A 21,600-nucleotide genomic window follows, 5' to 3' on the forward strand; every position below is an offset into this window, starting at 1 on the left:
CACGTAGATCCCCCGTAGCCACCGCCTGAACCCATCTGGCCGAACGCCTCGCAGGCCGACGCCGACGAATTATGCTTGGAGCGCTTCCGCATGCCCCTCCGTAATGATCTGCGCAACGTGGCCATCGTGGCCCACGTCGACCACGGGAAGACCACCCTGGTCGACGCGATGCTGTGGCAGTCCGGCGCGTTCGGAGCCCACCAGCACGTCGACGAACGGGCGATGGACTCCGGCGACCTGGAGCGTGAGAAGGGCATCACGATCCTCGCCAAGAACACCGCCGTGCGGCACAAGATGGCCAACGGCGAGCAGATGACGCTGAACATCATCGACACCCCCGGCCACGCCGACTTCGGTGGTGAGGTCGAGCGCGGCCTGTCGATGGTGGACGCGATCGTCCTGCTGGTCGACGCTTCCGAGGGCCCGCTGCCGCAGACGCGGTTCGTACTGCGTAAGGCGCTCGCCCGCAACATGCCGGTCATCCTGGTCGTGAACAAGGTGGACCGGCCGGACGCCCGCATCGCCGAGGTCGTCGACGAGACCTACGAGTTGTTCCTGGACCTGCTGGACCACGACGCCGACCAGAGCGCGCTCGACTTCCCGGTCGTGTATGCCTCGGCCCGGGCCGGCCGCGCCTCGCTGAACCAGCCGGCCGACGGCGGCCTGCCGGACTCCGAGGACCTCGAGCCGCTGTTCGAGACGATCCTGGCGAACGTGCCGGCTCCGTCGTACACGGAAGGCGCTCCGCTGCAGGCGCACGTCACCAACCTGGACGCCTCCCCGTTCCTCGGCCGGCTCGCGCTGGTCCGCGTGCACGAGGGCACCCTGAAGAAGGGCGCCCAGGTCGCCTGGTGCAAGCACGACGGCTCGATCCAGAAGGTCAAGATCACCGAACTGCTGATCACCGAGGCGCTCGAGCGGGTGCCCGGCGACTCGGCCGGGCCGGGTGACATCGTCGCGATCGCCGGCATCCCGGAGATCATGATCGGCGACACGCTGGCCGACGCCGACGACCCGAAGCCGCTGCCGCTGATCACCGTGGACGAGCCGGCCATCTCGATGACGATCGGCACCAACACCTCGCCGCTGGCCGGCCGGATCAAGGGCACCAAGGTCACCGCCCGGCTGGTCAAGGACCGCCTCGACCGCGAACTGGTCGGCAACGTGTCGCTGAAGGTGCTGCCGACCGAGCGTCCGGACACCTGGGAGGTGCAGGGCCGTGGCGAGCTGGCGCTGGCCATCCTGGTCGAGCAGATGCGCCGCGAGGGGTACGAGCTGACCGTCGGCAAGCCGCAGGTGGTCGCCAAGGAGATCAACGGCAAGCGGCACGAGCCGGTCGAGCGGCTGACGATCGACTGCCCGGAGGAGTACCTCGGCACCGTCACCCAGCTGCTCGCGGTCCGCAAGGGCCGGATGGAGCAGATGACCAACCACGGCACCGGCTGGGTCCGGATGGAGTTCCTGGTGCCGGCCCGCGGCCTGATCGGCTTCCGCACCGAGTTCCTCACCGACACCCGCGGTACGGGTATCGCGCACCACGTCTTCGAGGGTTACGAGCCCTGGTTCGGCGAGCTACGCACCCGCCCGTCGGGCTCGCTGGTCTCCGACCGCACCGGCGTCACCACGTCGTACGCGATGGTGAACCTGCAGGAGCGCGGCACGATGTTCTGCGAGCCGGGCACCGATGTCTACGAGGGCATGGTGGTCGGCGAGAACTCGCGCGCCGACGACATGGACGTGAACATCACCCGTGAGAAGAAGATGACCAACGTCCGGTCGAACGCCGACGAGTTCGAGAAGCTCGTCCCGGCCCGCAAGCTGTCGCTCGAGCAGTCGCTGGAGTTCTGCCGCGAGGACGAGTGTGTCGAGGTGACTCCGGATGCCGTTCGCATCCGTAAGGTCGCGCTGACCCAGATCGAGCGCGCGAAGCTCGGCCGCAAGAGCAAGGCCTGAGTTTTCTGTCTGTAGGGCCTGAGCAATCTGTCGGTGGGGCTCGATAGGCTGAGCCCAACGCGGTGGTCGCTGACCTGGTTGTGGGATCCGGCGGGGAGAAAGTTTCGGATCGTTATCAACCAGGCGGGCCGCCGCTGCGTCTGTCTAGTTGTAAGTCACTCAGTTGGGGGAAGGAAAAAGAGACATGAGCATTCTGCGTAAGCTCGGCGCCACCACGACGGCAGTCGCGATGTTGGGTGTAGGCGTTCTGACGGCCGCCACGGCGGACGCTGCCGCACCTGTCGCCCAGGCCGCACCGGTCCTGGCGGCAGCGCCGAAGGTTGCGCCCAAGGCTGTCGTCGCGCCGAAGGTCGCCACGAAGTCGACGGCGGCCAGCACACTGGTCCCGGGCAAGCTGCGGCTGGACAAGCGCTGCATGACCGGCCGGATCCTCTGCTCGAACAAGAAGACCCGCAAGCTCGTCTTCATGGTCAACGGCAAGCTCCAGGCCGTCGTCGACGCCCGCTACGGCGCGCCGCGGACGCCGACCCGGAACGGCAGCTTCAAGGTCTACCGCAAGTCGAAGAACCACGTGTCCTCGCTGTACAAGTCGCCGATGCCGTACGCGATGTTCTTCAGCGGCGGCGAAGCGATCCACTACTCGGCCGACTTCCGCGCCCGCGGCTACAACGGCGCGTCGCACGGCTGCCTGAACGTCCGCGACAAGGCCAAGCTCGCTTGGATCTTCGCGCGCGTCCCGGTCGGCACCAAGGTGCTCATCTACAGCGCCTGATCGGTACTACGTTTTGCGCGGCGGCCCGGATTCCGGGTCGCCGCGTTCTTCGTTCTCCAGCGCCTTCGCGAACGCCTTGTAGAGCCCGGGATTGATGAGGCAGAAGGTCGCCTGGGTCACCTCGGTCGGCGTACGAAGCAATGTCCGTACTGCGATGTCGGCTGCTTCCTGCGCAGGCCAGCCGTAGATCCCTGCCGACACGGCCGGCAGCGTCATCCGGCGTACGGACAACTCGTCGGCGATCCGCAGCGCGTTGCGGTAGGCGGACTCCAGCAAGGCCGGATCGCGTTGCCCTGCGACGTAGTTGGGCCCGACGACATGGATCACGTACTGCGCGGGGAGGTTGCCCGCTGTGGTCCAGCCGGCCTGGCCCGTCGGCACCCCGTTCGGGTACCGCTCGATGCACTCGGCCAGGATCGAGGGCCCACCGGCTCGGTGGATGGCGCCGTCCACGCCGCCCCCGCCGCGAAGGGCATGGTGGGCCGCGTTGACGATCGCGTCGGTGGCGACCGTGGTGATGTCATCAGTACTGAGCACGATCTCCATCGGGCTCCTCCTTGTGTGACAGGTCACGAACTGCTCACGAGAGGTGACCCGGTTGTGTTCTGCAACCTACGCTGGGCGCGCACCGGGGTGACACTCCGGTACCGGCGCCCGCCCGGCGCCAACCAAGCGGTCCGTGAGGACGTCCCAGCTTATGCGGGGGCAGATCGACCACGAGGGGTCCCGATGCGTTTCTTCCGTAAGGCGCCGGCCTTCCGCCACGTACTGGCCGCAGCCGTCGTCACGGCCGCGATCGCCGCCGTGGCCGGTGCCGGAACGACGGCGACCGCGGCACCCTCGTCGACCGGCTCGACGGGCTCGACCGCTTCGACGGCTTCGACCGCTTCGACGGCCTCGACGGCTGAGCTGAAGACGGTGCCGTTCGAGGTGTCCGGTGAGCTGCCGATCTACCCCAAGGCGCTGTGGCGCAACGGTTCCAGCGGAGCCGACGTACGCAAGGTGGAAGCGCGCCTCGTCCAGCTCAAGCTGCTCACCAAGCAGTACCAGGACGATTCGTTCGGGACGATGACGCGGGCCGCGGTGAAGAAGTTCCAGACCGCGCACGGGATCCCACCGCTCGGCTATGTCGACCAGAACACCTGGACGAAGCTGACCGCCGCAACGCACGAGCCGACCCAGACCGAACTCTTCCCGCCCGCCCCTGTCGTCGACGGCAAGAAACTCGACCAGCGGTGCGCGACCGGCGTCGCTCTCTGCATCGACAAGACCAGCCGCAAACTACGCTACGTCGTCGACGGCGTCGTCAAGATGACGATGGACGTCCGCTTCGGCGCCCAGAAGACCGCAACCCGCGAAGGCGGCTTCACGGTCGGCTGGAAGAGCATCGACCACGTCTCCAAGCTGTACGACTCGAAGATGCCGTACGCGATGTTCTTCAGCGGCGGCCAAGCCGTCCACTACTCCTCCGACTTCGCCGCCCGAGGCTACGCCGGCGCCTCCCACGGCTGTGTCAACGTCCGAGACCTCACCAAAATCAAGTCCCTCTTCGCCCAGGTCCACGTAGGCGACAAGGTCATCGTCTACCGCTCGTAGATTCAGCTCGTACTACGGGGAAAATCCCCCGCATCGCGCCTCCTCCGTCGGCCGCTCGACCCACCCACCCCAGCACGCCGCTCCTCCGTCGCGGCTAATCGCCAAGGCGGGCCAAGTCGCCTGGCGCGATCGCCGGAACCAAGGTCGTACAACAAACGCCCGCAGCGCGCCTCCGCGTCGACCACCCACCCCACGACGCCGCTCGTCCGTCGCCGCTAGGTCGTCGGCAGCGCAGTCTGCATGCGACCGCAAGGATCACTCAGCGGTTGCGAACCAGGAGCTCCAAAGATTGGTCGCCGGACCGGTGCGTTGCGGTTGTACCGGGCCGGCGGGGCGAACCTCGGTCTGGCCTCCGTCCCAGGAGACGATGAACGCACCGCTCGCGGGCGGGCCGTCCCAGCCCGCCCAGCCGACTGGCGCAATCGCCCTTTCGCCCGGACTCAGTACGACGTACCCGGGTAAGCGAGCCTCCAGCGACACCGCCCCTATGGCGTCCAGCGGTTCCCCGTCGGCGCCGAGCGGCATGAGTCCCGGCTTGCCAGTCAGCCTGACGGGATGTTCACAGATGTTGACCGCTTCGAGCGTGCCTTCCAGTCCACCAGACGTGTCCTGCCACGCCAGCTTGAACTCGACCTCACCGGCCCGCGCCTCTGCTATCTCGATCTCGTTCATAGCTCCAGCATCCCCCCGGCACCCACCTCAGCCCGGCGACCTCTCCGGCAGCGAGCGGGCAGATGAACTACAGCGGGCGGGGGCCTCGGCGGCGGCGGATGCCCCAGCCGCCTCGGCCTCGGCCGGCGGCGGCGCGGAGGGCGGGGCGGGCGTCGACGAGGTAGACGCCGGCGGCGACGATTCCGATCAGGCCGAAGAAGCTGAGCCAGCTCTGGAAGATCTGGCTGAGGGTGAAGGTGGCCAGGATCAGGACCCAGCCGGGCTTGGTGAGCTTGTCCGCCGCGACGAAGACCGCGCGCGGGCGGAAGGCGGCGTCGAGCAACGCGACCAGCTTGAGGCCGAGCAGCACCCACCAGATGACGTCGATCGGATTCGCGAACCCCGGGAACAGGGTAGGGAACGTGGCGAGTGCGAGCATGCGTACGAGCCTAACGCAGCGATGGGTGGCCCACCTCTGCTCAGCGGCAGAAAGTGGACCACCCATGCTGGTGGTGTCACGGCCTGGCGGTCGCGGAACTACGCTCAGTCGCCGACCTTGGACGCCGCGGCCGAGGCGGCCTTGGTGGCGCTCTTCGCGGTCTTGCGGGCGCTGGTCGTGGTCGCCTTGACGTTGCGCTCGGCGGTCTGGGCCGTCTTGCGCGCGGTGGTGCGGGTGGCCTTGGCCTTGCTCACCGTGGTCTTGGCCTGCGCGACCAGGTCCTCGGTGGCCTTCTGGTGGCGGATCCGGCCGACGATCTCCTGACCGCGGGCGGCCAGTTCCTCGTAGGTCTCCTCGGCCTGGCCGAGGACGGTGGTGAGACCGGCCTGGGCGACGGCGGGCAGGCCGGCGAGCTTGGCCGGTACGGTCTTGGCGTCGGCAGCGAGCGCCTCGAAGCGCTTGGCCAGCTCGGCCTGCCGCTTGGCGAGTTCGGCCTGGAGCTCGGCCTGACGCTTGGTCAGCTCGGTCTGCAGGGTGGTCTGCACGGTCTTCTGGTCCAGCTTGGCGAAGCGGCTGGACACGTCGCCGCTGACCGCGCGGAACTTCTCGACGGCCAGGTCGCCGGCGCCGGCGATGACGTAAAGGGGCGTGACGGAGGTACGGGTTGCCATCAGGCATCTCCTCGGAGCATTGGTTTCAGCGGGGTCTGTACTGCGGTGGTTCGGGCGCGGCCGGTCCGTGAGGGGCCGGCTAGCCGGTAGTGCGTTTTCTTGCAGGGGTCTTCTTGGCGGCCGGCTTCTTCGCCGCGGCTGCCTTCTGGGCGGCCGCGGTCTGCGCCGGCTTCTTCGCCGGGGCGGCCTTCCGGGCGGTCGGCTTCGTTGCCTGGGCGACCTGCTCGGCGGCGGCGTCGGTCGCCGCTGCCTGGGCCGGGGTCGCGACCGCGGTGTCGGGTGTGTTCTCACGGACGAAGGAGCCGTACACGTCTAGCAGGACGCGCTTCTGCCGCTCGTTCAGCGCGGGATCGAGCAGTACGGCGTCAACCACGCCGGTCGCCCGGCGAGCGCCGTCGGAACCGTCGTCCGGATCGAGGATGCCGGCCCGCACGTACAGGGTCTCTGCGGAGATCCGCAACGCCTTCGCGAGCTGCTGCAGCACATCGGCCGACGGTTTCCGCAGGCCGCGCTCGATCTGGCTGAGGTACGGGTTCGACACACCGGCGAGATCGGACAACTGCCGCAGCGAAAGCTGCGCGTGCCGGCGCTGCTCGGCGAGGTACTCCCCCACCGAACCCATCCCACCGGCAACACGATCACCCAATCTGGCCATATCCCCAGTGTGCTAGCACCCGCTTGCAATTGCAAGCACTCCCCACCGTGAGCCCAATCACCCTGCACTACACGCGACTGCCGCGAGCCAGTCAGCGGTCTCTCGTGGAGAGCGAAGGCGAACTACCGTCACGTGCGCCCACTGGGGATCAGTTGTTCGTGCTGTCAGCTCCTGCTGCCTGACAGCCGTCAGTCGCCACGCCTTGCGGATCGGATGATCGGTACGCAGCCACCAGAGTGGCGATTCGCGGTGCCCGTGCCAAAGTCGTTGCCTGGTAAGGATTCTTCGCAAGGAGCGCCGAATGGCTCTGGCCAGCACCACTCGCCGTGGATAGTCGAGCCACACCAGTGTGTCGGCGCACTCCCACAGCCTCGCCCGCACCCGGGGCGGCGCCGCGGAATCCACAGGCGGCCCCTGGGAGTCGAGCAGCCAAGAGCCGGAACCGAGGAGGTGTTCGATGTCTTCTTCAAACGTCGGGGACATGCGTAAGTCGGGCCCGTAGTACATGGTGTCGAGCTCGTACACCGGCAGCCCTAGGACAGGTCCGAGGGCTCGCGCGAGTGTGGTCTTGCCGGATCCGCCGAGGCCCGCGATGAGAACCCTCTGACCGGGTCGGGCCGAGTCGCGATACGTCATAGGCCCACTCTTTTGCCGCGCCGGCGCGGTGTCCAAGCCAGATGTCGAATGAGCCGACACGCTCCGCTTATGGACGCACCGGTACGGCGGTCGGCAGCATCCCGGACTAGTTGAAGAGGGTCGGGCTCGGGTGGACCGAGCCGACCTCGACGCCGCCGCCGTACAGGGGATAGCGGGTCTGGGCGTCGATGACCTCGTTGGTGATGTCGAGGTGTTGGAGTACGGCGGCCATGACAACCGCGCGGGCTCGGGGCTGGCCGTCTTCTACCTTGACGGCGAGGCCGCGGCCGTCGGCGAGACCCACGGCGTACACGCTTTCGGCGCCTGCCTTGCAGAGGAGGCCCGGGACCGATTTCATCAGGGCGGCTTCGTCGCGCCTACTCCCGCTCGCGTACTCGGGGTAGCCGCGGAAGGCGTTCGCGATGCGACCCTCGAAGGTCTCCGGCGCCGCACTGGCGAAGAGGCCGAAGGAGCGCGCCAGGCCGGCCAGGCTGATGGCCAGCAAGGGTGCGCCACAGCCGTCGACCGCGACGTACGAGACCTTCTCGCCGGCCGAGTCCTCGATCGCGGTGCGGATCGCCTGCTGGACCGGGTGTTCGGGCGAGCGGTAGTCGTCGCGACCCCAGACGCCGTCCGGGCTCTTGGCACGCGCGTCGTCGTGGATCGGCCAGCCGTTCACCGCGCAGGTGGCGATCATCGCGGCGTGCTTGCCGGAGCAGTTCATCGTGATCGGCTCGATGGCGTGACCGGTGCGGACCCACTCGTCGCGTGCCTGCTCGTCGATCGGGTACGCCGGCGGCGTACGCAGCGCGGTCTCGTCCAGGCCGGCGCCCGCCAGGATTCGCCGTACGCCGTCCAGGTGGAACTCCTCGCCCGAGTGCGACGCCCCGGCGAGCGCGAGGAGTTCGCCGTCGAGGTCGAGCCCGCTGCGAAGCATGCCGAGTGCCTGCATCGGCTTGTTCGACGAGCGCGGGAACATCGGCCGGTCGACGACGCCGACGGACCACTCCACGGATCCGTCCGGGGCGGTCACCACGACGGAGCCACGGTGATGGCCCTCCACGAAACCGCTGCGGACGACGTCGGCGAGGATCACAGGTTCGGTCACGGCTGCACTGTACGGCTCAGACGACAGGTGCAAAAACCCAGGTTGACCATGATCCGTCTCACAGGGTTTCAGAGCCGGGCGCGGACGTGCAGACCGACCTCGGGATCGACCAGGATTTCCTGCGTCGCCGTGACGGTCGGCTGATCGTCGGCGACAACCTCCAGAACCGCCTCGGGGTCCACCGAGCGCTTGATCAACGCGAGCGCGATCGGCCCGTACTCGTGATGCCGCGCAGCCGACCCGACGAACCCGACCTGCTTGTCCCCAACCCGTACTGCGTACCCATGGCCCGGCAGGTGATCGACCGACCCGTCGAGATGCAACCGCACCAGCCGACGCGGCGGCCGCCCGAGATTGTGCACCCGCGCGACCGTCTCCTGCCCGCGATAGCAGCCCTTCTCGAGATGTACGCCGACGCCGAGCCAGCCCACCTCGTTCGGAATCGCGCGCTCGTCCGTGTCCAGCCCGAGCCGCGGCGCACCCGCCTCGATCCGAAGCGCCTCGTACGCCCACACCCCCGCAGGCTGCCCGGCCGACGCGACGTACGACGCCAACTCACCCCGCGGCACGAAAACCTCATGCCCACCAAGCGAATCCGCACCGGACCGGACCACGTAGCCCGACTCACCCGAAGGCGCTCCCGGCCGCCAGACGATCGCGTAGTCGTCGGTCACGTCCTTGATCTCGACGCGCGACATGAACACCATCTTCTGCAGCCACTCGACGAGCGCCGCCGCGGCACCCGGCTCGGTGTGCAGCCAGAACGTCTCGCCGTCGTCGAAGCCGTACATAGCGTGCTCGATGTGCCCGGTCGGCGACAGCAGCAGCGCGGTCGTCGAAGTACCGGGTCGCATGCCCTCGAAATACTGGGTCGTCAGCGCGTGCAGCCAGGTGAGCCGGTCCGGGCCGGTGATCGTGACCACGTCGCGATGGGACAGATCGACATACCCCTGACCGGCCGCCAGCGCCCGTTGCTCGCGGAGATCCGACCCGTAGTGAGCCGCCACCCCGGCGTCGAGCCCGTCGGCCTCGACCGCGCCGGGCAGGTCCAGCAAAGGGCTGCGTGCTCTCAAGGGCTTCGTTGACATATCACCAGAGTACGTCTCCCGGCGTACGCCGAACGCCTCCCGTCGTGGGATGTGGACAACCCCGATCACGGCGACGCTGGAAGCACAAACCCGGTGAGAGGAGACAACGATGACAGGCAAGCGATTCCGGTTCGGTGTGGTCGCCAGTCCGGACCGAGGCGCCGAGGCCTGGCAGTCGACCGTACGACGGGCCGCCGACCTCGGGTACAGCACGATCCTGATGCCCGACGGGCTGCAACTGCTGTCGCCGTTCCCCTCGCTGGCGATCGCGGCGGCGAGTGCCGACATCCGGGTGGGGACCTTCGTCGCGGCGGCTCCGCTGCGGCCGCCGCGAGCAGCGGCGTGGGACGCGCACACGCTGACGGTCCTGACCGATGGACGGTTCGACTTCGGGATCGGTACCGGGCGTCCGACCGCGGCGGAGTTCGCGGCCGAGCTCGGGTTGCCGTTCGGGACCGCGCAGGAGCGGCGTGCGCAGGTGCTCGAAACGCTGGATCACCTGATCAAGCTGGACGGCGAGCGGCGTACGCCGATCATGCTGGCCGCGGGTGGGCCCAAATCGCTGGCGATGGCGGCGGAGCGGGCCGACATCGTCTCGCTCGCCAAGCCGGCGATGACGCCGCGCTCGGAGGTCGCCGCGCTGGCGCGAGACCTTCGGGAGCTGGCAGGTTCGCGAGCCGACGACATCGAACTGGCGATAAATCTGTTCGCGGTCGGCGACGGCGACCTGCCGCCCTGGACGAAGCAGGCCGCTGGGGTGGACGCCGAGACGCTGGCCAAGAGCGATTCGCTGATGCTGCTGCCTGGCACGCCGCAGCAGATGGCCGACGAGCTCCAGCGCCGCCGCGACGACTTCGGCGCCTCCTACATCAGCGTCAACGCGACCTACCTGGAAGAACTGGCCCCGGTCGTCGAACTCCTCGCCGGCCGCTGACAACCACCCGGCCCGGGCCTACCGCCAGTCACCGGCGCAGGCCCGGGCTCAACGGCTCTGCGCGACCGGGCTCAGCGGCTCTGGCCGAGGCCTTGGTCGCGGGCGAGCAACGCGGCTTCCGTCCGGCCCGCGACGTGCAACTTCGTGAAGATCGAGGACGTCAGGTTGTTCACGGTCTTCAGCGACAGCCCCAGGTGTCCGGCGATCACCGAGTTCGAGCAACCGGTCGCCAGCAGGTCGAGCACCTCCCGCTCGCGCGGGGTCAGCTGTGGGAACGGGTCACGCGGCGCGGTCAGCTGCCCGAGCAGCCGGCGCGCCACCGCCGGGCCGAAGATCGCCTCGCCGGCGGCGACAGCGGTCACGGCACGGAGGATCTCGTCCTTCGTGGCGCCCTTCAGCAGATATCCCTTGGCCCCGGCATGGACCGCGCGGCTGAGCGTCCGGTCGTCGTCGGTCATGGTGAGCACGAGGACCGCGACCTCCGGCGCGACCCGGCCGATCTCCGCGGTCGCCGCGAAGCCGTCGACGTCGGGCATGGCCAGGTCCATGATCACCACGTCGGGGCGCTCGGTGACCGCGGCCCTGATCGCCTCCCGCCCGGTCGCCGCCTCACCGACCAGCGCGACGTCCGGCAGTTCGTCGAACAGCGCCCGCAATCCGTCCCGGACGACGGGATGGTCATCGGCGACGAGAACTCTGATCATGAGGCTCCCCGGTACGGCAGTACTGCGGCCACCCGACCGCCCTGGGCCGTCGGACCTGCCTCACACGCGCCACCGAGTTCGGTGGCACGGGCGCGGATCGACTCCAGACCGACGCCCGTCGGCCAAGCACGCACGGACTCGCCGTCATCGGTGATGGTGAGCTTCAGCGCGCCCGCGTCAGCAGTCAGCGACACCACGGCCTGTCGTGCGGTCGAGTGCCGGACGATGTTCGTCAGCGCCTCGCTCGCGATCCGGTAGGCGGCCACCTCGACAGCGGTCGGCAGCTCCGGCAGGGCCTGCGGCGCATCGACAGTGAGGGCGACATCGCCGAGACCATGCTCCTGCTGCCGCAGGGCCGCGACCAGTCCGAGCTGATCCAGAACCGGAGGCCGCAGCGCATACACGATGCGTCGTACGTCGGTAATTGCCTCGCGCAACTGCATCCCGAGCTGCGTCGCGAGTTGCCCGGCCCGCTCGGGATTCGTGCGGGCGGCCAGGGCGGCACCGTCCGCGGTGAACGCGGCTCCGGTCAGCACGGGGCCCAGGCTGTCGTGCAGATCGCGGTGCAGTCGGGCCCGCTCATCGATAGTTGCCGTAAGCAACCGATCGCGCGATTCCCGGAGCTGGTCGCGGAGGGCGGTCGAGTGCAATGCAACGGCCAATGGTGTAGCCAGCAGGTCGAGCACGGCCTGGTCCGCCTTCGACAGGTGCCGCTCCCCCCGGCGGGCGCCGATGACGAGACATCCGACGACATCAGCCTTGTGTCGCAACGGAAAGACCGCTACCTCGACCGGCCGGTTCCCGCTGGTGGCCACGCTCTCCTCGCCGCGTTCGATCGCGGCGTACGGAAGCCGGAGCGCCTCTCGCAGCGATTCCAGGACACCAGTGAGATCGTCGCCGGCGAGTTGACGGCCAACGACGGAGACCGCTTGGACCGGGTCGCGGCGAACGCCGTACAAGGCTTGATCGACCAGCCGCTGGAGCCGCAGGCGGACCGGGTTGAACACGAGCGCGACCACCAAAGTGGCCAATACCGGCGCACCGGCCGAGTTGAGGACCTGGTTGAGCACAGCGACCAACGCCAGATAGCTGCCAACCACGCCGGCCGTCAGTACGCCGTACAGGAGGAGTCGTGAGAGCACGAGCCGTACGTCGAACAGCCCGTGCCGGAGCACCGCGACCGTCATCGCCGCCGGGATCAGCGGGAAGCTCAGCAGCAGGAAGATCTCCCCTCCTGTCGGCAGGGAGAACCACGACGGGACGTTGACGATGATCACCAGCAGGACGGCGACGACGAGCCAGAGCAACTGTTGCCGCACCACTTCATCGGCCTTGACGAACCGCACGATCAGACCGGCGACGGTCAGCAGTACGACGAGCGGCGCGAGAACCCCCGCGACCTGCTCGCCAGTCTTCCACCACGGCGAGACCAGGTACGACGAGGCGCCGTACTCCGGGGTCGGCCCGGTCGAGAAGCCACCGATGACCGACATGATCACCGTCAACCAGATCAGCCCGCGCCACCGGGGACTGACCGGCCTGCCGGTCGGGAACAGCTGCAAGGCGAGGGGCAGGCAGCAGAAGACACCCCAGGCCCAGCTGAAACTCATGATCGTGACAACCAGCCGCAGCGCCGGCTGAGGCCAGCCGGCTTCGTTGCCCGCGGCGATCAGCGGCACCATCGCGGCCGTGAGCAGCGGCGCGATTCCGAGACCGAGCAGCAGCCAGCCGATCGGGCTCGAGGGTCGGTAGCGAGCGATCAGGTAGCCGCCCGGAGTGGCGGACAGTCCGATGGCGACGTTGGTGACCAGATAGCTCGATACCGCCGTACTCGCGTCGAGACCGACCACCAGCGCCCCGCCGACCGCGACAGTGGCGAGCAGAAGAGCGATGGCCGCGACGGCTGCCGCGAGGTTTCCCCTCCGCATACGGCCATGATCACCCCGTTCGCCCCACTCCGACAGGGAGTCGACTCCCGGCCCGGCCGGGCAACCACCCGGCACGCCTGGGAGGTGTTGCACTGCCGGCCGTCGTGCCGTCCTTCCACGATCGGAAGACTTCAACATTTCCGGAGGGGACGATGACCACTCTCAAACCAACCGCGGCCGCCGCACCGGCGGTCCGGGTCCACGACGTACGACGGTTCCGCCGGCGCGTCGCCGCGCTCGTCCTGGTGGTGCCCGCGACCAGTGTCGGCATCGGGCGGCTGTTCCAGACCAACGACGACAACACGCGCCGAGCGCTGGACCAGATCGCAACGAACCCGGAGCGCCAGTTCGTCTTCGCTCTGCTGGGCTACATCGGCATCGTGACCGTCGTACCGGCGTTCCTCGCGGCCGCTCGGCTCTCCCGGCGTCGTCGGCCGGTGCTGACCACGATCGCGCTGGGCGTGAACCTGATCGCGTACCTCGGTGCATGGGCGATGGGTGCGGTCGACAACTTGTTCCTGATCGGCGCTCAACTGCCGGCCGACCAGCGCGACACCGCGGCGGCGGTGATCGACAAGATGTGGTCATCCGGGCTGGCCGGCGTGAGCACGGGCCTGTTCGTACTGGGTCACGTGCTCGGGGCGATCCTGATGGCGTTCGCGTTGCGCGGCAGTATTCCGACGTTCGGGTGGGTCGCGATGCTGCTCACCACTCCCGCGCATGTGGTCGCGTTCGTCGTACTGCAGCAGCCGGTCGTGGACATGGCCGCTTGGCTCCTGATGACCATCAGCTTCGCCTACTGCGCAGTCGCCACTCTGCGCACTCCGGACGACGCTTGGGACGTCCCGCCCATCAGATGATCCGGCAGCACGCAGCACAGAAGACGTCCGTACTGCGTCCGCCAGGTGGTGCGTAGTACAGGTGGGCAGCGCGCTGCCCGTCGGCTCTCGGCGGAAGGAGAGAGCCGGCGGGCAGCGCTGAGGGGTGGGACAGATGGTCTAGTGGTCGCCGGGACGTCCGTCCACCGCAGCGGATGCGGTCACGGGGACCCCGGCGGTTTCCTGGACGTCACCGCCGTGGGTGTCACCGGCGGCGAAGGCCTCCTCGTCGAAGGGGTCCTCGCCGGCGAACACCTGGCGCGCCTGCTCCTTGTCGAAGGCTCCGACCCAGTGGCCGACCAGGATCGTCGCGACCGCGTTGCCGGCGAAGTTCGTCAGCGCGCGAGCCTCAGACATGAACCTGTCGATGCCGACGATCAGACCGACGCCGTCGAGCAGTTCCGGCCGGTGCGACTGCAGACCGCCGGCCAGCGTCGCCAGGCCCGCGCCGGTGACACCGGCCGCGCCCTTCGAGGCCACGATCATGAACACCAGCAGGGAAATCTGCTGCCCGATCGAGAACGGCTGGTCCATCGCCTCGGCGATGAACAGCGACGCCATCGTCAGGTAGATCGCGGTCCCGTCCAGGTTGAAGGAGTAGCCGGTCGGGACCGTGATGCCGACGACCTCCTTGCTGACCCCGACGTGTTCCATCTTCCCGATCAGTCGCGGCAGCGCCGTCTCCGACGACGAGGTCGACACGATCAGCAGGAACTCGCGGCCGAGGTACCTCAGCAACTGGAAGATCGAGACCCCGGTGACGACGCGCAGGATGGTGCCGAGGATGACGACCACGAAGAGCAGACACGTTATGTAGAAGGCGATCATGATCATCGCCAGGCTGCGCAGCGCCTGCCCGCCGGCCGCGCCGACGACCGTCGCGATGGCCCCGAAGGCGCCGACCGGAGCGGCCCACATGATCATCGACAGCACCTTGAACAGCAGCCGCTGGAGGTGCCCGATGCCGGTCAGGATCGGCGTACCGACGTTGCCCATCGTCTGCAGCGCGAAGCCGACCAGCAGCGCGACGAACACGGCCTGCAGGACCTGGCCTTCTGTCAGCGAGGACAGGATGGTCTTCGGGATGATGCCGAGTAGGAAGTCGGTGGTGCCCTCGTGGGCGCCCTTGGCCTGCTGCTGGCCGGTCTTGCGGAGCGCGTCGGTGAGGTTCAGGCCGGCCCCGGGCTTGACCAGGTTGCCGACGACCAGGCCGATGGCGAGCGCGACCGTCGACATCACCAGGAAGTAGCCGAGCGCGAGACCGCCGACCTTGCCGACGCTGGCCGCCTTGCGGACCGAGCCGATGCCGAGCACCAGCGTGCAGAAGATGATCGGGCTGATCATCATCTTGATCAGGTTCACGAACCCGGTGCCGAGCGGTTTCAGCTCGACCGCGAAGTCCGGGAACAACAGGCCGACGCCGATCCCCAGGGCGACGGCGACGATGACGGCGATGTAGAGGAAGTGGGTCCGGTCGTTACGGACCGGTGTCGGTCGGGTGGGGGTCGGGCTCGACATGGCGACTCCTGATCTTGCGTAGAACGAAGCGGGCGGACGGCCGGTCCTCAGTAACTGTGACGTGACGCACAGGCGAACTGCGCATTTCGTTCATATCGTTCGCAGCTCCCGGCCGCATCCCCGCCGCGCGGTGCGCCCCCGCAGGCGCACCCGTCCGTCGCCGAACTGTGACGCGACCAGTTCGAGCAGCCCTCCTCGCCTTCCTTCCCTTCCCTTCCCACCCACCCTCCGCCGAACCGTGATGCGACCAGTTCGAGCAGCCCTCCTCGCCTTCCTTCCCTTCGCACCCACACAGCGGTCACCGAACTGTGATGCGACCAGTTGGAGCACTGGAATGCACAATGTCGGGGTGAACCGCCGTCCGTCCGAACTGCGTCGCCAGGTGCTCTGGTTGCAGTCCGCCACGGTCGCGGTCCTGATCGTGATGGTCTGGATCACCCTGGTCAGCCGGGCCCGCTCCCAGGCCGACCGCGACGCCGCCGCGAATGGCACGACCCCACCCGGCTGGTGGGACCTGATCCAGCTCGAGCTGCGTTCGATGCTCGGTATCGCCTGCCTGATGCTCGGCGTCGCGATCGCCGGCAACGCGCTCGTCACCTGGCGGGTCCGCCGCGCCACCCGCGGCATGGGCACCCAGTCCCTGGCCTGGATGCTCGACTTCTACGAAGGCGTACTCCGAGCGGCTCGCGAAGGCCTGCTCCTGCTCGACGCCGAGCACCGCGTCCAGCTCGTCAACGAGGAGGCCCGCCGCCTGCTCGGCCTGCGCGACGTGCCGACCGGCAGCACGATCGAGGAGCTGCACCTACCGGTCGCCTTGGCAGAGCTCCTGACCGCCGGCCGGACGGCGTACGACGAATTGCACCTCGGCGCGAACGGGGTCGTCGTGGTCAACCAGCAGCCGGCGCGGTCCGGCCGGATCGTCACGCTGCGAGACCACACCCAGTTGCAGGCGCTGCTCGGCGAACTGGACGCCGTACGCAGCCTCGCCGAATCCCTGCAGGCCCAGAACCACGAGGCCTCGAACCGTCTGCACACCGTTGTCAGCCTGATCGAGATCGGCCGCCCCGAGCGAGCGCGTGAGTTCGCGGTCTCGGAGTTGCAGCTCGCCCAGGCGATGACCGACCGCGTCGTCGGCACCGTCGGGGACCCCGTGCTCGCGTCGCTCCTGCTCGCCAAACTCGCCCAGGCGCAGGAACGCGGCGTACTGCTCACCCTCGAGCTCGGCACCGAGGCGCTCAACACCCGCCTCCCCGCCCAGGACGTGGTCACCGTCGTCGGCAATCTCCTCGACAACGCGATCGAGGCGGCCCGTGGTGGACCGGCCCCGCGACACGTCGAATTGAAGGCCGGTACGACGCCGGACGCGATCGATCTCGCCGTGACCAACACCGGCGCGGAACTGGGCGCGACCGAACTGGCCCGCATGTTCGAGCGCGGCTGGACCACGAAGGCGGAGCCGGGCCACGGACTCGGGCTGGTCCTGGTTCGCAGTACGGTCGAACGCTGGCAGGGAACGTTGATGGTGGACCCTGATTCCGAGCTCGACGAAGTACCGGCCCTCACCGTCCGGGTCCGGCTGCCGCGAGCGGTGAGCGCCAGTGCCTGACGTACTCCGCGTCCTCGTCGTCGAGGACGACCCGGTCGCCGCCGAGGCCCATCGCACTTACGTGGACCGCCTCCCCGGCTTCAGCTGCCTGGGAATCGCCGGTACTGCGGCCCGCGCGCTCCAGGTCCTCAGCCAGCAGCAGGTCGATCTGGTCCTCCTCGACATGAACCTGCCGGACGGCCACGGGCTGGACGTAGTACGCCGGATGCGTGCTGTAGGCAACCAAACCGACGTCGTGATGGTGACCGCTGCCCGAGAAGTCGCCGCCGTCCAGGCCGCCGCGCGAATCGGCGTCGTGCAATATGTCCTGAAGCCGTTTGCCTTTGAAACGTTGAGGGATCGGCTCAGTGCTTATGCCCGGCAGCGACGCTCCGCCGAATCCGGCCAGGTCGTCGCCGACCAGGACGAGGTCGACCGCTTGTTGCACCCAGCAACTGTTTCCTCAGTACCGAAAGGCCTGGCAGGATCGGTTCTCGATCGAGTGGTGACCTTGTTGGGCAACCGCGAAGGCTGGACCGCCGAGGAGGTCGCCGCCTCGCTCGGCACCTCCCGCATCACCGCCCGCCGCTACCTCGAACACCTGGCCGACCAGGGCCAAGCCCTCCGCACCCAACGCTACGACGGCCGCAGCGGCCGCCCCAAGGTCGAATACTCCTGGGTCTCGGAGAGCTGACCGCTTGAACCTTGCCGGAGCCAAGACCGGCAGCAGGTCAGGCGCGGATGAGGGTGGCCCAGAGGTGGGGCTGCAGGGGCTGGCCTTCGGCGGCCATGTCGTAGGCCCACATGAGTTCGCCCTTGACCAGGCCGTACAGGCGGTGGCCGGCGGCGACCTCTTTGGCGGTGGCGGTGCGGGCGACGACGTCGGTCCGCATCTCGATCTTGGCGCCGTCGATCTCGCCGTACCAGATCTCCGCGAAGCCGGTCGGGTGCGCCAGCACGACCTCGAGCTTGTTGTCCGGCTTCGGACGCCAAAACCCGGTCTCGACCGCGAGCGGACGCTCCTTGGTGCCGTCCTCGCCGACCACGTAGGTCTGGCTCACGTAGTGCAGGTACGGCTTGCCGTTGTGGCTGAAGTCGATCTGCTGCCCGAACTCGAACTTCTCGATCGTCGGGTAGTCGCCGTGCCCGCGCCCCTCCCACCGGCCGAGCAACCAGGCCAGCGGCATCAGATCGGGATGCAGGTCCTGCGGGATCTCGAAGGCCATTGCCGTCAGCTCGCGCTGCGACCGCGGAGCAGCCGGTAGACGACGAACACGGAGAACCAGCCCATGAACAGGGTGACGAGCACCAGCAGGGTGGTGAAGACGACATGCAGCACGTCCGACAGTCTAGGCGATCGCCCGGGCGTCCTCGGCTACCGTGGCGTGATGTCCCGCACGCTGGTGATCAAGCTGACCGCAGGTGCCGAAGAACCCGAGCGCGCGAACCAGGCCTTCACCGTGGCCGCGACGGCAGTGGCCGCCGGCGCCGAGGTGTCGCTGTGGCTGACCGGAGAGGCGGTGTGGTTCGCAGTACCGGGCCGCGCTGAGGCCTTCGAACTGCCGCACGCAGCGCCACTCGCTGACCTGCTGGCCGGCGTACTGGCCGGTGGTCACCTCACGGTCTGCACCCAATGCGCCAAACGCCGCGACCTCACCCAGGACGATCTCCTGGAAGGCACCCGCATCGCCGGCGCACCCGCCTTCACCGAAGAAATCCTCACAGACAACGCTCAGGCAATCGTCTACTAACCCGTACACCGCCCACTGCGGCGCCTCCGTCGCGTTGGGTCAGTCGCCGTTGGGAGTGCGGCCGCCGGTGTCGTTGCCGCGGCCGCTGCGGTCCATCGAGCGCTGGTGCTGCTGGCCGGCTGTTTGACCACCGCGGCCCGCGACTGCGGGCTCGCCCTGCTGCCGGGTGGCTTGAGCAGGTGAGACCTGGCCGCCGCGGTACAGGCGATCAGCGTTCGCCTGCTCCTGCGGTGACATCTGCCCGCGTTGTCCCTGACCGTTCTGACCGTTCTGGCTCTGGCCGTTCTGGGTCTGGCCGTTCTGCTGGTACGTCTGACGATCCTCCGCCAGCCGCGCCTCCAGCGGATCCGCCGGCTGCTGCGCGTTCTCCTGCCGGTCCTGCTCGGCCTGGGTTTCCGGCCGCGCGTTCTGCTGCTCAGCTTCGGCGGCAGCACGCTGATCCCCACCCGTCGGGAAACCAGGCTGCGGCCCAGCATCCCCCCGCTCCTCCTGCCCCTGCCCGTCCTGCCCAGGCTGCTCCTGCTCCTGCCGCTGGTCCTGCTCCTGACCGGGCTGGTTGTCCTCCCCAATCACCGGCTGAACAGCCCCGTCCTCCGCGACGATCTGCCCTTGCCCGTCCTGCTCCCCGGCCTCCTGCTCAGCCTGCTGCCGCTCCGGCTCGTTGTCAGCCCCAATCACCGGCTGCACCGAACCATCCTCAGCAACAATCGGCCCCTGACCGTCCTGCTCCAGCGCCTCCTGCTCAGCTTGCCGCTCCGGCTCGTTGTCAGCCCCGATCACCGGCTGCACCGAACCATCCTCAGCAACAATCGGCCCCTGACCGTCCTGCTCCGGCGCCTCCTGCTCAGCCTGCTGCCGCTCCGGCTCGTTGTCAGCCCCGATCACCGGCTCAACAGCACCGTCCTCGGCAACAATCGGCCCCTGACCGTCCTGCTCCTGAGCCTCCTGCTCAGCCTGCTGCCGCTCCGGCTCGTTGTCAGCCCCGATCACCGGCTCAACAGCACCGTCCTCGGCAACAATCGGCCCTTGGCCGTCCTGCTCCTGCTCGGGCTGCTCGGCTTGCCGGCCCTGCTGGTCCGCTTCCTGGTCGGGCTGGTCGGTCTGCTGGCCGGGCTGGCTCTGGTCGGCTTCGGCCTGCGCCTCGCGGGCTTCTTCGGCCAACTCCTCGGCCGCCACCCCAGCGGCCGCACCCGCAGCCGCCGCCGGCACCACGCTCGGCCCGTCGCGTTCCGGGTCCTGCTCAGAGCGCTCTTCTTCCTCGCGCTCGTTCTCGCCCTCACCCTCGCGCTCGTTCTCGGCCTCGTCGCGCTGTTGCTCGTCGACCTCTTCGCGCTCCTCGTCGACCGCCTGGTCGTCGCGCTCGTTCTGCTGATCCTCGGTGGTGTCGCGCTGGTTCTCGACATCGTCGACACCGTCGCGGTTCAGGTCCGTCCGGTTCGCCTCCGCCTCGGCTTCGGCATCACGACGCGCGGTGTCGTCCGGGTCGCCCCGATCCCCGTCCCGATCGGCGTTCAGGTCGTCGACCTCACGCCGTACCTCGGGATCGAGGTCGTCCGTCCGCCCGCGATCCAGATCCTCCTGCATCTGCCGGGCCAGCCGCTCGCGAACCTGCTGCCGCTCCTCGGGCGACAGCGCCTGGTAGATGCGATTCGCCTCCTGGTGCTCCTGCAGCATGTTGCGGAACTCCTCGATCAGGACGCGGAGTTCGCGGTCCCGGTTCGAGTTCGGCCGGCTCTGGCGGTTGCGCAGCAGCCTGGCCGTCAGCTTCCGGAAGATCTTGTACAGGTCCCTCAGCAGGTCCTCTTCGATCGACGCCATCAGGCCACCTCGCTCGCATAAACGGAATACCCGAAACCGACCGAAACGTTCGCCTTTCCGGCCTCGGGCTGGGTCGCGTACAGGTGCAGCTCGGCGCCCGGCCGCAGCCAGACCGCCAGGTGACGGCGGCGATCACGCCACTCATCAGGGATCCGCGGATCGTTGCCTGGGCCAACGAAAACAGGGTCGCCCCAGTGCTTGCGCGCCAGCGCCAGTTGCCCCGGCCAGCGATCGTCCAGGCCCTCTTCGGCCAGCTCGACCTCGTCGGCCTCGATGTCGTACGCCGACCAGCCGCTCCTTGGGCTGTCGGGCAGCACCGCGTCGGGCAGCACCAGCATCACGGTCTCGCGCCGGGTGACCAGGCCCCAGGTGTACCGGTCGGGGTCGATGTTGCCGGGAGCCCAGGGACGCCAGCCGGTGGCGGCAGTCACCCGCGACACCAGCGCGCGGATGGCGTCCAGACCGGTCTCGGGCGGTCCCCACACCCGGTTCCAGTCGTACACCTCCGCGAGGTCGGCCATAGCGCGCTCGTCGTCGTCCGACGACCGCTGCTGCGTCCTCACCTGTCCCGCTCCTCTCGATCCGAACCTCCCCAGCCTAGAGCCGCCCGGTGCCACCGCGCAGAAGACGCACCACCCCACCACCCCGGATCCCCCTCCTGCCACCGACCCAGCCACGGAAACGCCCACCAGCCGCACAAGGCGACCGGGAGAGGAGGGCGCCGGGCAGCGCGACAGGCGGCGCGACACCCACTGGGCAGGTCGACACCCGCCGGGCAGCGCGGGAGGAGAGGGATGGGGCGACAGACCTACGGCGAGATGGTTCGAGGGTGACTTCTCGGGGTGAAGGTGTTTGTGGAAGGTAAGCGGGTGGGGGTTGTGCTGGGTGGGGCGGTGGGGTGGGGCGGCGGGCGTT

The 21,600-nt window shown here is 68.6% G+C and carries 21 protein-coding genes; 8 read left to right on the forward strand and 13 right to left on the reverse strand.

Annotation, left to right across the window (positions count from 1 at the left end):
* Window positions 1-90 precede the first annotated feature (90 nt).
* A complete protein-coding gene (gene typA, locus EV138_RS12200) occupies window positions 91-1,953 on the forward strand; it encodes a translational GTPase TypA (RefSeq protein ID WP_133978766.1) in 1,863 nt (620 codons plus the stop codon).
* 184 nt (window positions 1,954-2,137) lie between these two features.
* Window positions 2,138-2,725: a L,D-transpeptidase gene (locus EV138_RS12205; protein ID WP_133978768.1), complete on the forward strand. Its 588-nt coding sequence runs from the start codon at window positions 2,138-2,140 to the stop codon at window positions 2,723-2,725.
* A 6-nt stretch (window positions 2,726-2,731) separates the two neighbouring features.
* Here the strand turns inward: EV138_RS12205 and EV138_RS12210 are convergent, their stop codons facing one another.
* Window positions 2,732-3,271, reverse strand: a complete 540-nt coding sequence (locus EV138_RS12210; RefSeq protein ID WP_133978770.1) for a macro domain-containing protein — start codon at window positions 3,269-3,271, stop codon at window positions 2,732-2,734.
* A 183-nt stretch (window positions 3,272-3,454) separates the two neighbouring features.
* Here EV138_RS12210 and EV138_RS12215 point away from each other — a divergent pair, with 183 nt between their 5' ends.
* Window positions 3,455-4,321: a L,D-transpeptidase family protein gene (locus EV138_RS12215; protein WP_133978773.1), complete on the forward strand. Its 867-nt coding sequence runs from the start codon at window positions 3,455-3,457 to the stop codon at window positions 4,319-4,321.
* 255 nt (window positions 4,322-4,576) lie between these two features.
* Here the strand turns inward: EV138_RS12215 and EV138_RS12220 are convergent, their stop codons facing one another.
* From EV138_RS12220 to ygfZ, 6 genes are all read right to left on the reverse strand, one after another.
* The gene (locus tag EV138_RS12220) at window positions 4,577-4,993 is read right to left on the reverse strand and encodes a DUF4232 domain-containing protein (RefSeq protein ID WP_133978775.1); all 417 of its coding nucleotides are present in this window, start codon (window positions 4,991-4,993) and stop codon (window positions 4,577-4,579) included.
* Between the two features lie 67 nt (window positions 4,994-5,060).
* Window positions 5,061-5,411, reverse strand: coding sequence for a DUF2516 family protein (locus EV138_RS12225; protein ID WP_112244708.1), 351 nt, complete (start codon window positions 5,409-5,411; stop codon window positions 5,061-5,063).
* Window positions 5,412-5,515: 104 nt separating this feature from the next.
* A complete protein-coding gene (locus tag EV138_RS12230; protein ID WP_133978778.1) occupies window positions 5,516-6,082 on the reverse strand; it encodes a hypothetical protein in 567 nt (188 codons plus the stop codon).
* A gap of 79 nt (window positions 6,083-6,161) precedes the next feature.
* On the reverse strand, window positions 6,162-6,737 hold the full coding sequence (locus EV138_RS38470; protein ID WP_202866698.1) for a helix-turn-helix domain-containing protein: 576 nt from the start codon (window positions 6,735-6,737) through the stop codon (window positions 6,162-6,164).
* A gap of 742 nt (window positions 6,738-7,479) precedes the next feature.
* Window positions 7,480-8,481, reverse strand: coding sequence for an asparaginase (locus EV138_RS12245; RefSeq protein ID WP_133978782.1), 1,002 nt, complete (start codon window positions 8,479-8,481; stop codon window positions 7,480-7,482).
* A 68-nt stretch (window positions 8,482-8,549) separates the two neighbouring features.
* Window positions 8,550-9,569, reverse strand: a complete 1,020-nt coding sequence (gene ygfZ, locus EV138_RS12250) for a CAF17-like 4Fe-4S cluster assembly/insertion protein YgfZ (protein WP_133978784.1) — start codon at window positions 9,567-9,569, stop codon at window positions 8,550-8,552.
* 109 nt (window positions 9,570-9,678) lie between these two features.
* Between ygfZ and EV138_RS12255 the strand changes: the two genes are divergently transcribed.
* Window positions 9,679-10,503, forward strand: a complete 825-nt coding sequence (locus EV138_RS12255; protein ID WP_133978786.1) for an LLM class flavin-dependent oxidoreductase — start codon at window positions 9,679-9,681, stop codon at window positions 10,501-10,503.
* A gap of 71 nt (window positions 10,504-10,574) precedes the next feature.
* Here EV138_RS12255 and EV138_RS12260 read toward each other — a convergent pair whose 3' ends face one another.
* Both EV138_RS12260 and EV138_RS12265 read right to left on the reverse strand, forming a co-directional pair.
* The gene (locus EV138_RS12260; protein ID WP_133978788.1) at window positions 10,575-11,207 is read right to left on the reverse strand and encodes a response regulator; all 633 of its coding nucleotides are present in this window, start codon (window positions 11,205-11,207) and stop codon (window positions 10,575-10,577) included.
* Window positions 11,204-13,135, reverse strand: a complete 1,932-nt coding sequence (locus tag EV138_RS12265) for a GAF domain-containing sensor histidine kinase (RefSeq protein WP_166678563.1) — start codon at window positions 13,133-13,135, stop codon at window positions 11,204-11,206. Before EV138_RS12265 ends, EV138_RS12260 begins: the two co-directional genes overlap by 4 nt.
* A gap of 152 nt (window positions 13,136-13,287) precedes the next feature.
* On the opposite strand from EV138_RS12265, the gene EV138_RS12270 reads away from it, so the two are divergent.
* On the forward strand, window positions 13,288-13,995 hold the full coding sequence (locus EV138_RS12270; RefSeq protein WP_133978792.1) for a hypothetical protein: 708 nt from the start codon (window positions 13,288-13,290) through the stop codon (window positions 13,993-13,995).
* 138 nt (window positions 13,996-14,133) lie between these two features.
* Here EV138_RS12270 and EV138_RS12275 read toward each other — a convergent pair whose 3' ends face one another.
* Complete coding sequence (locus EV138_RS12275; RefSeq protein ID WP_133978794.1) at window positions 14,134-15,531, reverse strand: cation:dicarboxylate symporter family transporter; 1,398 nt, start codon at window positions 15,529-15,531, stop codon at window positions 14,134-14,136.
* A 349-nt stretch (window positions 15,532-15,880) separates the two neighbouring features.
* On the opposite strand from EV138_RS12275, the gene EV138_RS12280 reads away from it, so the two are divergent.
* Together EV138_RS12280 and EV138_RS12285 are read left to right on the forward strand one after the other, a co-directional pair.
* Window positions 15,881-17,137: a sensor histidine kinase gene (locus EV138_RS12280; protein WP_238158081.1), complete on the forward strand. Its 1,257-nt coding sequence runs from the start codon at window positions 15,881-15,883 to the stop codon at window positions 17,135-17,137.
* Window positions 17,130-17,810 carry a response regulator gene (locus EV138_RS12285; RefSeq protein ID WP_133978798.1) on the forward strand — a complete coding sequence of 227 codons (681 nt, stop codon included), beginning with the start codon at window positions 17,130-17,132 and terminating at the stop codon, window positions 17,808-17,810. Before EV138_RS12280 ends, EV138_RS12285 begins: the two co-directional genes overlap by 8 nt.
* Window positions 17,811-17,847: 37 nt before the next feature.
* On the opposite strand, the gene EV138_RS12290 is transcribed toward EV138_RS12285, so the two are convergent.
* On the reverse strand, window positions 17,848-18,342 hold the full coding sequence (locus EV138_RS12290) for a heme-binding beta-barrel domain-containing protein (protein ID WP_133978800.1): 495 nt from the start codon (window positions 18,340-18,342) through the stop codon (window positions 17,848-17,850).
* A 162-nt stretch (window positions 18,343-18,504) separates the two neighbouring features.
* Here EV138_RS12290 and EV138_RS12295 point away from each other — a divergent pair, with 162 nt between their 5' ends.
* The gene (locus tag EV138_RS12295) at window positions 18,505-18,867 is read left to right on the forward strand and encodes a DsrE family protein (RefSeq protein WP_133978802.1); all 363 of its coding nucleotides are present in this window, start codon (window positions 18,505-18,507) and stop codon (window positions 18,865-18,867) included.
* Window positions 18,868-18,906: 39 nt separating this feature from the next.
* On the opposite strand, the gene EV138_RS12300 is transcribed toward EV138_RS12295, so the two are convergent.
* Both EV138_RS12300 and EV138_RS12305 read right to left on the reverse strand, forming a co-directional pair.
* The gene (locus EV138_RS12300) at window positions 18,907-20,685 is read right to left on the reverse strand and encodes a putative sodium/potassium/calcium exchanger (protein ID WP_133978804.1); all 1,779 of its coding nucleotides are present in this window, start codon (window positions 20,683-20,685) and stop codon (window positions 18,907-18,909) included.
* The gene (locus EV138_RS12305; protein ID WP_238158082.1) at window positions 20,685-21,248 is read right to left on the reverse strand and encodes a hypothetical protein; all 564 of its coding nucleotides are present in this window, start codon (window positions 21,246-21,248) and stop codon (window positions 20,685-20,687) included. Before EV138_RS12305 ends, EV138_RS12300 begins: the two co-directional genes overlap by 1 nt.
* Between the last annotated feature and the right edge of the window lie 352 nt (window positions 21,249-21,600).

Source organism: Kribbella voronezhensis, assembly GCF_004365175.1.
Lineage (GTDB): Bacteria > Actinomycetota > Actinomycetes > Propionibacteriales > Kribbellaceae > Kribbella > Kribbella voronezhensis.